Here is an 11,550-nt window from a genome sequence, read left to right as displayed (position 1 = left end):
GGCGACGGTCAGTCCACAGGATGGAGGCCGACCTTGGCGGCGACCCTGCGGGCCCGGACCACGGCCTGGAACCATCCGCGCACGGCCGCCGCCCGTAGCGGCGGAAGCTCCGCGTCGAACGTCTTGAAGGCCACCCGGTTGCGCCGGCCGATCGGGATCTGGCGGAGCGTGGGAAAGCTCGGTCGCAAGCGCTGAAGCCACCAGGGGCCGTCATGCAGGGAGACATGGGCGTTGCTGCCGTCGGACAGGCGCGCCTTGGCGGGCGCCGTATCGATGACGAGATAAGCGTGGGCCGCCAGCCCGGCCATTTCGCGCGCAACGGCGTCGATCTCGCCGTCCGGGATGTGTTCGAGCACGTCGATCGAGATGAGGAGGTCGAAGCGCCGCACCGGCAGGGCGGAAAGGGCCGGGATCGCCGGATCGTAGCGCGCCACGTCGTCAACTCCGAGGACCGCGCCGAGCGCCGGGCCGAGCCTGCTCTGTCCGCAGCCGTAGTCGATCAGCGAACGCGGCGCGAGCGCGATGGCATGCGGCGCCACATGGGGCAGAACCTTGATGCCGGTCGTGCCGTAGCGACTCTCCCGGTGCTTGGTGGCGTATTCGCCGATCAGACTGCGTTCCATGGGTCCGGCATCCTCCTGCCGACCCGGTTACCATCGCGATCTGAAAATTGTCAAAAATAACTAGAAAACAATATTCTACCCGAGCGGCACGACCGGCTCGTTCTTCACCTGCCGGAGTGTCAGGCTCGTGCGCACGCCGCCAACGTTCGGCGCCGCGGTGAGGTCCTCGATGACGAAGGTCTGGAAGGTCTTCAGATCCGGGGCGACGCACTTCAGGAGGAAATCCACCTCGCCGGAGAGCATCCAGCACTCCCGCACGATCGGCCAGGCTTTCACCCGGTCCTCGAAGCGCACCAGGTCGGCTTCCGCCTGGCTGGCGAGGCTGACCATGGCGAACATGGTGATGTCGTAGCCGAGGCTCTTCTCGTCGAGGAGAGCGCGATAGCCGAGGATCACGCCATCCTCCTCCAGAGCGCGCACCCGGCGCAGGCATGGCGGCGCCGAAATTCCGACCCGCTTGGCGAGCTCGACATTGGTCATGCGGCCATCGGCCTGCAGTTCCTTCAGGATCTTCCAGTCGATAGCGTCGAGGCGGACTTTCAAGGCAATTCTCCGTGTACCGGCCCCAGCCGGCACCGCCCGGCAGCGGCAGGGCGGCCGGCGCAGTTGGACACGATCCAATCCATTTTGAAAAGATCCTTTCGGCAACGCGCACGATTCATTCGTTCAACCACCCCTGATAACCTGAACCATGACCGTGAGCGTGACGAGACGGGGATTGGCTTGCGGATCCGGACCGGCTGGACCCCATGTGGACAGCGGGCGGGCGGTCGCACGGAGCCGCCCCTCTCCCTTGAAAGGCCTCCTGCGGCTCCTTACCATGTCCGTGTCGTGTCCGACGGCGTGCCTGGAGCGCATGTCCGGGCCGGTTTTTTCGACACGCTGGTTTCCTCGATACAAGGCGTCCACCCTCCGATGGCCCACCACCACACCAAGCTCCTCGTCCTGGGCTCCGGCCCGGCGGGCTACACCACGGCCATCTATGCGGCGCGCGCCATGCTCGAGCCCATGCTGGTGGCGGGCATCCAGCCGGGTGGCCAGCTCACCATCACCACCGACGTGGAGAATTATCCGGGCTTCGCGGACGTGATCCAGGGACCGTGGCTGATGGAGCAGATGCGCCATCAGGCCGAGCACATGGGCACCCGCCTGGTGTCGGACCACATCACGTCCGCCGACCTCACCCGCCGGCCCTTCCACCTGGTCGGCGACAGCGGCGACACCTATTCGGCGGACGCTCTGGTGATCGCCACCGGCGCCCAGGCGCGCTGGTTGGGACTGCCGTCCGAGGAGACCTTCAAGGGCTTCGGCGTGTCCGCCTGCGCCACTTGCGACGGCTTCTTCTATCGCGGCAAGCACGTCATCGTGGTTGGCGGCGGCAACACGGCCGTGGAGGAGGCGCTCTACCTCACCCACCACGCCGAGAAGGTGACGGTCGTCCACCGGCGCGATCACTTCCGCGCCGAGCGCATCCTCCAGAACCGCCTGTTCAACCACCCGAAAATCGAGGTGATCTGGAACACGGTGCTCGACGAGGTGCTGGGCACCACCGGCTTCCCGCCGTCCGTGAACGGAGCCCGGCTGAAGAACATCGTGACCGGCGAGACGCGCGACATGGGCATCGACGGCATCTTCGTGGCCATCGGCCACGCACCGGCCGTCAGCCTGTTCGAGGGTCAGCTGAAGCTGAAGTCGTCCGGCTACATCTGGACCGCGCCGGACAGCACCGCCACGTCCGTGCCGGGCGTGTTCGCGGCCGGCGACGTGGCGGACGACGTGTTCCGCCAGGCGGTGACGGCCGCCGGCATGGGCTGCATGGCCGCGCTGGAGGCCGAGAAATATCTGTCCGCCGCGGCCTTCGAGGCGGCTGCCGAGTGAAGTTTCCTGCGTGAAGCTTCTCAACACGCGGGAATTCGGGCAAGGAAGGCGCCATGGCCGCGGATCGGCCGGCGCCGGCCCGCAAGGGCGGGCCGCGCGACGCCCGGGGGCGAACTCGGCTGGGGGATTTCATGGATTGGGACAAACTGAGGATCTTCCACGCCGCGGCGCGCGCGGGGAGCTTCACCCATGCGGGCGACGCCCTGGCCATGAGCCAATCCGCCGTCAGCCGTCAGGTGAGCGCCCTGGAGCAGGACCTGGGCGTTCCGCTGTTCCACCGCCACGCCCGCGGCCTGATCCTCACCGAACAGGGCGAACTTCTGTTCCGCACCGCCCATGACGTGCTGATGAAGCTGGAGGACGTGCAGAGCCGGCTGACCGACAGCCGGGAGCGCCCGTCGGGGTCGCTGCGCGTCACCACCACGGTCGGGCTCGGCTCCACGTGGCTGACGGCCCGCGTGCACGAGTTCATCGACCTCTATCCGGACGTCCAGCTCCAGCTCATCCTCGACGACGTGGAACTCGACCTTGCCATGCGGCAGGCCGACGTGGCCATTCGCCTGCGCCAGCCGACCCAGCCGGACCTGATCCAGCGCAAACTCTTCACCGTGCACTTCCACCTCTACGCGGCGCCCGCCTATGTGAAGCGCTTCGGCAGCCCGCGTACGATCGAGGATCTGGAGAACCACCGCATCGTCACCTTCGGCGCGGCCGCTCCGGTCTATCTGCGCGACATGAACTGGCTGGAGAGCGCCGGCCGGCCCTACGACAACCCGCGCATTCCGGTCCTCCGGGTGAACAACATCGTGGCCATCAAGCGCGCCGTGCAGCGGGGCATCGGCATCGCGCTCCTGCCCGACTACCTGATCGAGAATGACAGCGGCCTCGTGCAGCTCATCCCCGAGGTGGACCTGCCGTCGTTCGACACCTACTTCGTCTATCCGGACGAACTCAGGAACTCCGCGCGCGTCCATGCCTTCCGCGACTTCCTCGTCTCCAAGGCCCAGCGCTGGTCCTACTGACACCCCGCGCGCCTGCGACATTCCGGCACCTGCGTCCGACGGCGCAGACCGTCGCGGGATCGACTGTGCCTTGGTATCGCCAGACGTGGCGATCGTCTCCACGTTGCTGGGCGGCGGTAAAACCTGAAATGCTTCAGTCGCTTATCGATGCACAATACGACGGCAGCGGGCGTATGCAACGCGCGCGGAGTGCTCAGGTTTCATGCATTTCCGCCCTAACCTGCATAGCAGATATGCAAGCCCCTCGCTTGTCGCTTACCCGGGTGGAGCGCATATAGCCGTCAGCTGATGAGTTTTCGTTCCTCCCGCTACTCCTCCCGGCGGCAGAACGTATCAGCTGTTCCCCTCTGGAAGGCGTGCGCGACGTCCCTGCGAAGCGCACCCGAAACTTTTCAAGCCGGGCTTCGTGCCCGGCTTTTTTTTGCGCGGATCGCAGGAAAAAGGCCGGCACGTGGAACGCACCGGCCTTGAAAGAACCCACGGGCGACGGACGACCGCTCTCACATGTAGAGCGCTTCGCCCTCCAGGCCCGTGTAGAGGCCGGCGACCTCCTCCGCATAGCCGTTGAAGAGCAGCGTCGGCACCTGCTCGCCCGTATGCAGAATCTTCTCGCTCGCCTGGCTCCAGCGCGGATGCGGCACCTCCGGGTTGACGTTGGCCCAGAAGCCGTACTCGGCCGGCAGGATCTTCTCCCAGAAGGACTGGGGGCGCTGATCCGTGAAGGTCACCCGGACGATCGACTTGATCGACTTGAAGCCGTACTTCCAAGGCGTCGCAAGACGGAGCGGCGCGCCGAACTGGTTGTGCAAAGTCTTGCCGTAGGCGCCCATCACCATGAACGAGAGATCGTTGGTCGCCTCCGCCATGGTCAGGCCCTCCACATAGGGCCACGGATACCAAACCTGACGCAGGCCCGGCGCCATGGCGGCGTCGCCAAAGGTCTCCAGGCGCACATAGGTGGCGCCGGACAGCGGCCGGGCGTAGTCGACCAGCGCCTTCAACGGAAAGCCGGTCCACGGGATGGTCATCGACCAGGCTTCCACGCAGCGGTGCCGGTAAAGTCGCTCCTCGATCGGCATGGCGCGGATCAGCGTATCGATGTCGACGGTCTTTTCCGCCTCCACCATGCCGTCGATCGTCACCGACCAGGGCCGCGGCTTCAGGTATTCCTCGGCGGTCGGATAGATGGTCTTCTGCGACCCGAATTCGTAGAAATTGTTGTAGCGGCTGTTCACCTCTTCGGGAGTGAGGTCCCGATCGAGGGTGAAGCCCTCGTTGCGCTTTGCCGGAAACAGGTCGGCGATCGGCGAGCCATCCTGCGCGCGCGCCGCGTCACCCATCCCACCCGAAAGGATCAACCCGGCCCCAATGCCGGAGGCGGCCAGCAACTGCCGCCTGTTGAAAAAAGCGGATTCCGGCGTCGCCGCGCTCTCCGGCAGTGTCCACCGCTTCGGTCGTCTGATCAGCATTTGGGTCTCCCACCGCCTTCGAATGGAGCGCCTTTGAAGCGAAGGGTCCACGGACACCATGGACCGTTCCGCGAGGATACGCGCGGCAACCTGATGACCATGAGGGTAGGCGCGAGGCCGACACGTTCAAGACACGATCCTGTCACCCCTGGTCGATTGCCAGTCCCGCCAATCGACAGCGCCTCCGTGCGCGCCCTATACTGCACGAACGTGAAATTTTGGATGCATGAACGTGGAATCCAGTCTCCCCCCGGCTGAACGCCGCAACCGGATCGAAGCTTTGGCGCGTGAGCGCGCGCGCCTGCCGGTGACCGGGCTCGCGGCGCGTTTCGGAACCTCGGAGGACAGCATCCGCCGGGATCTTCGGCTGCTGGCCGCCGCAGGACGGATCCGCCGGCAGCACGGCGTCGTCCTGCCCGCCGACCCGCCCGCTCCGTTCGACGAGCGGCGCGAGCAGCGGGCGGCCGAAAAGGCGGCCATCGGCCGGGCTCTGGTGCCGATGCTGGTTCCGGGCAGCACCGTGTTCTTCGACGGCGGCACGACGACGCTCGCGGCAGCGCGCGCCCTTCCGGCGGACCTCCGCCTGACGGTGGTGACGACGAGCCCACCCGTCGCGCTCGCGCTGGTCGACCACGCCGGCATCGAAGTCATCCTGGTCGGCGGGAGCTTCGATCGGAAGACCCGGACCGTGGTGGGCGCAGGGGCGCTCGACGCCGTCAGGGCCGTTCACGCCGATCTTGCCGTCCTTGGCCTCTGCAGCCTGGATGTCGGTGGCGTCAGCGCCGCCGGGATCGAGGAGGCCGCCATCAAGCGCGCGATGGCGGACGCCAGCGACCGCACCGTGGCGCTCGCCACCGCCGACAAGCTCGGCACCATCTCGCCCCACCGGGTGATGGCCGCCGAGCGCCTGCAAAGCCTCATCAGTTGCGAGCCTCCGGCCGTCTTCGTCGACGCCTTCGGGCGGATCGGCGTCACCGTGATCGACGCGCCGCGCTGAGCCAACCCGTTTGCCCTCGTGAGAGTGTCCACCGCATGATTGCCATCGACCGCCGCGCCCGCATTGCCGTGGCGACCGTCTTTCTCGTCAACGGCGCACTCCTGGGAAGCTGGGCGCCGCAGATCCCACTGGCCAAGGAGCGGCTGGACCTTTCCGCGGCGGAACTCGGCGGCGCGTTGCTGGCCATGGCGGCCGGCGCGGTGATCGCGATGCCGGCCACCGGTCCCCTCGCCGGACGCTTCGGCAGCGGACCGGTGACCCGGGTGGCGATCCTGGCGCAGGTGCTCGCCCTCCCGCTGCTTGCCATCGCGCCGACGGCGGCAATGCTCGTCTTCGCCCTCTTCCTGTTCGGCGCCGCCAACGGCGTCTGCGACGTGGCCATGAACAGTCATGCGGTCGCCGTGGAGCGACGGCTCGGCCGCCCCGTGCTCTCCTCCTTCCACGCCATGTTCTCCATCGGCGGCTTCATCGGCGCCGCGGCGGGCGGAGCAGCCCTTTCGGCGATCGACCCGGTCACCCACTTCGCCCTGGTGGTCGCTCTCTCGCTCGGGGTGCTCGCCGTCGTCCTCGGCAGCCTGCTGCCGGCCTCGGTCGACCGGGGCATCGGCGGCGAGGGCCTCGCCCTTCCCGATCGAAACCTCCTCGCGATTGGAGCCCTCGTTCTTGGGGTGATGATGATCGAGGGCGCCATGCTGGACTGGGCGGCCGTCTATCTCAGCACCGAGCGCGAGGCCTCGCCGGCCGTGGCGGGCGCCGGCTACGCAGCCTTCTCCTTCGGCATGGCCGCCGGGCGGCTGGCTGGCGACGCCATACGTCAGCGCCTGACGTCCGTGCGGCTGATCCGCTACGGCGGGCTGGCGGCCGGGGCGCTCTTGGCGCTGGCGGTGTTCGGGCCGCTGCAATCGACCGTCCTGGCCTTCGCGGCGATCGGACTGGCGGTTTCCAACCTGGTGCCGGTTCTCTTCGCCGCCGCCGGCCATGCGCCTGGCCATTCGCCGGCGTCCGGTGTCGCCGCCGCGGCGACCTGCGGATACCTCGGCTTCCTGGCCGGCCCGCCGCTGATCGGCTTCGTGGCCGATCAAAGCAGCCTCGGCGCCGCCTTCCTCATGCTCGCCGTGGGAGCGCTTGCCATCGGGGCTTTCGCGCGCGCCGCCGCCAGCGCCGACATGCCGCGAAAAAGCTGAGACGACTTCCATCCGGGCGCCCCCGGCAAGCGGCGGGCGACCGCCGCGCGGCGCGCGTCCGATCCGCCGGAATCCACCTTGCGAAGGCGCGTGCGCCGCAATACGGTCCGGCCACCTCGCTATCGGCGCAACCTGGCGGTCGGAGTGCTGCCCCCATGAGCTTTCTCGCCCACTCGCTTTCCCGCGTGAAGCCTTCGGCCACCATCGCGGTCACCAACAAGGCCCGCGAACTGAAGGCGGCCGGCCGCGACGTGATCGGCCTCGGTGCCGGCGAGCCGGACTTCGATACGCCGGACAACATCAAGGACGCGGCGATCCGCGCCATCCGCGAGGGCAAGACCAAGTACACGGCCGTCGACGGCATTCCGGAGCTGAAGGCCGCGATCGTCGCCAAGTTCCAGCGCGAGAACAACCTCGCCTACACGCCGGCCCAGATCTCCGTCGGGACCGGCGGCAAGCAGGTGCTCTACAACGCCCTGATGGCGACCCTGAACCCGGGCGACGAGGTGCTGATCCCGGCGCCCTACTGGGTCAGCTATCCGGACATGGTGCTTCTCGCCGGCGCCGAGCCGAAGTTCATCGACGCCTCCATGGCGACCGGCTTCAAGGTTCTGCCCGACGCCCTCGATGCCGCCATCACGCCGGCCACCAAGTGGCTGATCTTCAACTCGCCGTCCAACCCGTCCGGCGCCGCCTACACCCGGGCGGAACTGCGCGCCATCGCCGACGTGCTGATGAAGCACCCGCACGTGTGGGTGATGACGGACGACATGTACGAGCACCTCGTCTACGACGACTTCGTGTTCACCACCCTCGCAGAGGTGGAGCCGGCCCTGATGGACCGGACTTTGACAGTGAATGGCGTCTCCAAGGCCTATTGCATGACCGGATGGCGCATCGGCTACGCGGGCGGGCCAGCCCACCTGATCAAGGCGATGGCCAACATCCAGTCGCAGTCCACCTCCAACCCGTCGACGATCTCGCAATGGGCGGCGGTGGAGGCCCTCAACGGGCCGCAGGACTTCATCGCGGCCAACAACGTGGTGTTCAAGGAGCGACGCGACCTCGTCGTCTCCATGCTCAACCAGGCGCGCGGCCTCTCCTGCCCGACGCCGGAGGGCGCCTTCTATGTGTATCCGTCCTGCGAAGGGCTGATCGGCCGCACGGCCCCGACCGGCAAGGTGATCGCCACGGACGAGGACTTCGTGAGCGAGCTCCTGGAGGCCGAGGGCGTCGCGGTGGTGCAGGGCTCGGCGTTCGGGCTCGGCCCCAACTTCCGTATTTCCTACGCAACCGCCACGTCGGACCTGGAAGAGGCCTGCATCCGCATCCAGCGCTTCTGCGGCTCCCTCGCCTGAGACCCGACGCCTCGAACCGATCGCCGGCTCACGATCCGGCGACCGGCACCTCGTCCAGGATCGCGCATCCGGCAAGCACGGTGCGCGAGACCGTGATGCGCGTCGCGGGCCGTGCGCGCTCGCCGATGCCGCCGTCGTCTGACCGATCGGAGGCCCGACGACGGTCGGGGCCGAAATAGTCCGGCGTCCGGAAGAAGGGTGCGGGCGACACCAGCGTGCGGTTCAAACGCTCGATCAGCGTGCCCGGATGGGTGGGCAGGACCAGCACATCGTCGAAGGCGCAGCGGATCAGGAGGCCGAGGTCGGCGGGACGGATCGCCTTGCCGATCGCCACCAGAGGCGCGAGCGCCACATTGGGATCCCGGTGATGCCGGATCCGCCTGACCCAGTCGAGGGTCCTTTCATCCGCTGTGGAATCCACCGCCGCCACCACGATGTTGACCCGCCCCGGAGAGAACTGATCGGCCAGCGACCCGGTCGGTGCCGCCGGCACCACATGGAAGAGCCCCGCCGCCGCAAGCGCCCGGCGGACGTCAGGGTTCGTCGGTCCGGAACTCGACACCAGGAACATGCGGCATTGACGAAGCGACTGCGGAACCAAAATACCGTCCCAAAACAAGGGGATGAAGAGGCGCCCCCAGTCTAGGCGGAGGGCCGCGGGTTTACCATCGACGGTCCCGGCACGAAACTGCCCGAACCGACATTTCGACCCGCCTCCACCGATGACCTAACCGCGTCGGCATCGCGCGCGACCCTTGGCCGGCGCCGGCCACCGCCTCGTCCGACCGCCGCCACGCCTCCGTCTCGCCGTCCCGGACAGCCCTCATTGCCCGAGGGGTATGATCCCGCTCTGACCCGGGTCCTTCACGAAACATTCATAAAGGTGAACACGTCTCGACTTTGCCATGATTTCTCCGGCGCACGAGCGCAATCTCGGCTTTGGCGGGCCGAAATCGGCTGGCCAAATCACCCTCAAGCCGACGGGGGTCGGGGTGATTTGACCAGAGAGGGAAGCCATGACCTGCTTGACGTTCGACGACAGCATCACGCCGCTGAACGACACCGCCGACGAGAGGGCCGACGATCTGTCGCTCTCCACCGGCGCCTCCATCGTCGTGGCGGTCGCGGCGGCGATCGCGGTGACGCTGACCATCATCGTGGCGACGCTCTCGGTCGGGCAGTTCTGAGGCGGGGCGGCCGACACGCAACCGGCAGGTCCCGTTGCGCCGCGCCGGAAGAGGGTCTATCTGGAGAGCGGGTCCGATGCGCCGAACCGAGGGGCGATCGCGTGTTGGATCGAGCGCTCGTGACCGGCGGTCTGTCGCCAGGGCGGTCTCCGAGGCCCGCGTGGCCGCCTGACGCTTCCATGGGGACAGGGTGCGGCGACATCCTTCGGCGAGCGGCTGCAGGATCGCCCATCCAGGGTTCGGGACCGGTCCGGTGTCCGTCTCCCTTTGCACGTGCGCCCTATCGCGTTCCGCCTCTTGTCGCCCCCCATGTCGCACCCCCGATGAGTTCCTGATGAGTTCGCTGAAGTTCCTGGTCCTTCTTCTCGTCTCGGTGGCTTTCGTCGCAGGCCTAGCCGCGGCCGGTGCCGTGGCCTACGGGCGGGAAGCCCTCTGGGAGGACCTGTTCGGACCGCCGGACCTCGGAGCCTATTCGTTCGACAAGCCCACCCGCACCGGAAAACCGAACGACGCCCTCGCCTGTCCGGCCGGTACCTGCCTCGATGTCGGAACCGTCATGGAGACTCATCTGTTCGCGGTCGACGCGCCCGTGCTCTACGCCGCGGTGCGCGAGGAGATGGCCGACGCGTTCCGGATCCGGATGGTGGAGGAGGATCCTCAGCGCGGCCACATGCGGGCTGTGGTCTTCACACCGCTGGTACGGCTTCCCGACACGCTGACGGCGGAAGTGCGAAGCGCGGGACCGGGACGCTCCAGTCTCTATCTCTACTCGCGCAGCAAGATCGGCTACGCCGACCTCGGCACCAACGAGGCACGTCTGAAGACGCTGCTCCGCCACCTGCGCTGGACGCTGCCGCGCGTCGCGCCAGACGGTTCCATGGTCCCTGCCCGCAAGGACGTTCAGCCGGAGCCCCCTGTGGCAGCGCCGGGGCTCGATGCACCGCAGGCCGATACCCCGGCAGCGGCCGCGCCGCTCCCCGATCCGTCCGCGCCGAAGACCTGATTCCAGATGGATCGATCGGTCGGCTATCGACGATCCGGTTCACCCGGACCGTGCCTGTGCCGTCCCGTGATGGTGACATTCTTACGTGGCTGATCGTATCATCGGGCGAGGCCACTGTTCCTGCCCGCTCTCGGGTCGAGACAGGCGCGCTTGGAGGCGACGCCTGCCCGACGTTCACCCGGATCGAGGATCGGTCGCCGATCAGCCTTCGATCCGAAGATCGACAGCCTTCGGCCCTTTGCCGCGCTTGTCCGGCTCGGTGCCGAAGGAGACGCGCGCGCCGTTGTCCAGAATGGAAAGTCCGGAACGCTGCACCGCGCTCACGTGGACGAACACGTCGTTGCCACCCTGATCGGGAACGATAAAGCCGTACCCCTTGGCTTCGTTGAAGAACTTCACCGTACCGGTCTGCCGATCATCCTGCGTCATCGTCATTGCATGCCCCATGCGTAAGTCGTCGACGGACCTGTCTGACAACCGGCGGAACCCCGATTCCGCGGCCATCTTCAGACCCGAGAGATCATCATGGTCAGTTTTTACGATGATGAAAGAGCTTTTTTCAGACACTTTTTGACGCATTTTTGTGCCGAATAACCACTTGAACAGCGTTTTGTCCGTACGCCGCGACGTCTCAATATGCAGCGTGCCGATGACAGGCTCTCGCGGGCCGCGGTGCGGACGAGACCGGCTCCCGGCGGCAGGCGCCACGCCGGGCTTGCCGGACGGCCGGCGGCCACGTAGACGGGAGGGATGAACTACCGCCATGCCTTCCATGCGGGCAATTTCGCCGATGTCCTGAAGCACGCCGTGCTGGCGCGCGTTCTCGTCC

Annotated in this window: 12 protein-coding genes; 7 read left to right on the top strand and 5 right to left on the bottom strand. The window is 67.3% G+C overall.

Going from position 1 to position 11,550, the window contains the following annotated elements; translation table 11 throughout:
* Positions 1 to 8: 8 nt before the first annotated feature.
* Together BUQ68_RS07735 and BUQ68_RS07730 are read right to left on the bottom strand one after the other, a co-directional pair.
* Complete coding sequence (locus BUQ68_RS07735) at positions 9 to 623, bottom strand: class I SAM-dependent methyltransferase (RefSeq protein ID WP_075215358.1); 615 nt, start codon at positions 621 to 623, stop codon at positions 9 to 11.
* A gap of 75 nt (positions 624 to 698) precedes the next feature.
* Positions 699 to 1,166: an Lrp/AsnC family transcriptional regulator gene (locus tag BUQ68_RS07730; protein WP_075215357.1), complete on the bottom strand. Its 468-nt coding sequence runs from the start codon at positions 1,164 to 1,166 to the stop codon at positions 699 to 701.
* Positions 1,167 to 1,538: 372 nt separating this feature from the next.
* Between BUQ68_RS07730 and trxB the strand changes: the two genes are divergently transcribed.
* Both trxB and BUQ68_RS07720 read left to right on the top strand, forming a co-directional pair.
* On the top strand, positions 1,539 to 2,501 hold the full coding sequence (gene trxB / locus BUQ68_RS07725) for a thioredoxin-disulfide reductase (RefSeq protein ID WP_075215356.1): 963 nt from the start codon (positions 1,539 to 1,541) through the stop codon (positions 2,499 to 2,501).
* Between the two features lie 131 nt (positions 2,502 to 2,632).
* Complete coding sequence (locus tag BUQ68_RS07720; RefSeq protein ID WP_075215500.1) at positions 2,633 to 3,523, top strand: LysR family transcriptional regulator; 891 nt, start codon at positions 2,633 to 2,635, stop codon at positions 3,521 to 3,523.
* Between the two features lie 500 nt (positions 3,524 to 4,023).
* Here the strand turns inward: BUQ68_RS07720 and msrP are convergent, their stop codons facing one another.
* Positions 4,024 to 4,992 (bottom strand): protein-methionine-sulfoxide reductase catalytic subunit MsrP, encoded by a 969-nt coding sequence (gene msrP / locus BUQ68_RS07715; RefSeq protein WP_075215355.1) that lies wholly within the window; start codon positions 4,990 to 4,992, stop codon positions 4,024 to 4,026.
* A 226-nt stretch (positions 4,993 to 5,218) separates the two neighbouring features.
* Between msrP and BUQ68_RS07710 the strand changes: the two genes are divergently transcribed.
* The 3 genes from BUQ68_RS07710 (at position 5,219) to BUQ68_RS07700 (ending at position 8,531) form a co-directional block, all read left to right on the top strand.
* On the top strand, positions 5,219 to 5,989 hold the full coding sequence (locus tag BUQ68_RS07710; RefSeq protein ID WP_075215354.1) for a DeoR/GlpR family DNA-binding transcription regulator: 771 nt from the start codon (positions 5,219 to 5,221) through the stop codon (positions 5,987 to 5,989).
* A gap of 35 nt (positions 5,990 to 6,024) precedes the next feature.
* A complete protein-coding gene (locus BUQ68_RS07705; RefSeq protein WP_075215353.1) occupies positions 6,025 to 7,173 on the top strand; it encodes an MFS transporter in 1,149 nt (382 codons plus the stop codon).
* A 155-nt stretch (positions 7,174 to 7,328) separates the two neighbouring features.
* Positions 7,329 to 8,531 (top strand): pyridoxal phosphate-dependent aminotransferase, encoded by a 1,203-nt coding sequence (locus tag BUQ68_RS07700; protein ID WP_075215352.1) that lies wholly within the window; start codon positions 7,329 to 7,331, stop codon positions 8,529 to 8,531.
* 28 nt (positions 8,532 to 8,559) lie between these two features.
* Here BUQ68_RS07700 and BUQ68_RS07695 read toward each other — a convergent pair whose 3' ends face one another.
* Positions 8,560 to 9,102 carry a hypothetical protein gene (locus BUQ68_RS07695; RefSeq protein WP_075215351.1) on the bottom strand — a complete coding sequence of 181 codons (543 nt, stop codon included), beginning with the start codon at positions 9,100 to 9,102 and terminating at the stop codon, positions 8,560 to 8,562.
* Between the two features lie 445 nt (positions 9,103 to 9,547).
* Between BUQ68_RS07695 and BUQ68_RS23630 the strand changes: the two genes are divergently transcribed.
* On the top strand, positions 9,548 to 9,718 hold the full coding sequence (locus tag BUQ68_RS23630; RefSeq protein WP_175577760.1) for a hypothetical protein: 171 nt from the start codon (positions 9,548 to 9,550) through the stop codon (positions 9,716 to 9,718).
* Between the two features lie 334 nt (positions 9,719 to 10,052).
* Positions 10,053 to 10,721, top strand: coding sequence for a DUF1499 domain-containing protein (locus tag BUQ68_RS07690; RefSeq protein ID WP_075215350.1), 669 nt, complete (start codon positions 10,053 to 10,055; stop codon positions 10,719 to 10,721).
* Positions 10,722 to 10,922: 201 nt separating this feature from the next.
* Here BUQ68_RS07690 and BUQ68_RS07685 read toward each other — a convergent pair whose 3' ends face one another.
* Entirely contained in the window at positions 10,923 to 11,150 is a 228-nt protein-coding gene (locus BUQ68_RS07685) for a cold-shock protein (RefSeq protein WP_075215499.1), read from the bottom strand.
* Positions 11,151 to 11,550 lie beyond the last annotated feature (400 nt).

The sequence above is a fragment of the Mongoliimonas terrestris genome (assembly GCF_001927285.1).
Lineage (GTDB): Bacteria > Pseudomonadota > Alphaproteobacteria > Rhizobiales > Pleomorphomonadaceae > Chthonobacter > Chthonobacter terrestris.
Note: the sequence above shows the minus strand (reverse complement) of the source record. Positions and strands in the feature narration are given on the sequence as shown.

Coding starts and splice junctions, on each gene's coding strand:
- BUQ68_RS07690 (WP_075215350.1), top strand. CDS start 10,053: ATGAGTTCGCTGAAGTTCCTGGTCCTTCTTCTCGTCTCGGTGGCTTTC.
- BUQ68_RS07695 (WP_075215351.1), bottom strand. CDS start 9,102: ATGTTCCTGGTGTCGAGTTCCGGACCGACGAACCCTGACGTCCGCCGG.
- BUQ68_RS07720 (WP_075215500.1), top strand. CDS start 2,633: ATGGATTGGGACAAACTGAGGATCTTCCACGCCGCGGCGCGCGCGGGG.
- BUQ68_RS07710 (WP_075215354.1), top strand. CDS start 5,219: ATGAACGTGGAATCCAGTCTCCCCCCGGCTGAACGCCGCAACCGGATC.
- BUQ68_RS07700 (WP_075215352.1), top strand. CDS start 7,329: ATGAGCTTTCTCGCCCACTCGCTTTCCCGCGTGAAGCCTTCGGCCACC.
- trxB (WP_075215356.1), top strand. CDS start 1,539: ATGGCCCACCACCACACCAAGCTCCTCGTCCTGGGCTCCGGCCCGGCG.
- BUQ68_RS07685 (WP_075215499.1), bottom strand. CDS start 11,150: ATGACGCAGGATGATCGGCAGACCGGTACGGTGAAGTTCTTCAACGAA.
- BUQ68_RS07735 (WP_075215358.1), bottom strand. CDS start 623: ATGGAACGCAGTCTGATCGGCGAATACGCCACCAAGCACCGGGAGAGT.
- msrP (WP_075215355.1), bottom strand. CDS start 4,992: ATGCTGATCAGACGACCGAAGCGGTGGACACTGCCGGAGAGCGCGGCG.
- BUQ68_RS23630 (WP_175577760.1), top strand. CDS start 9,548: ATGACCTGCTTGACGTTCGACGACAGCATCACGCCGCTGAACGACACC.
- BUQ68_RS07705 (WP_075215353.1), top strand. CDS start 6,025: ATGATTGCCATCGACCGCCGCGCCCGCATTGCCGTGGCGACCGTCTTT.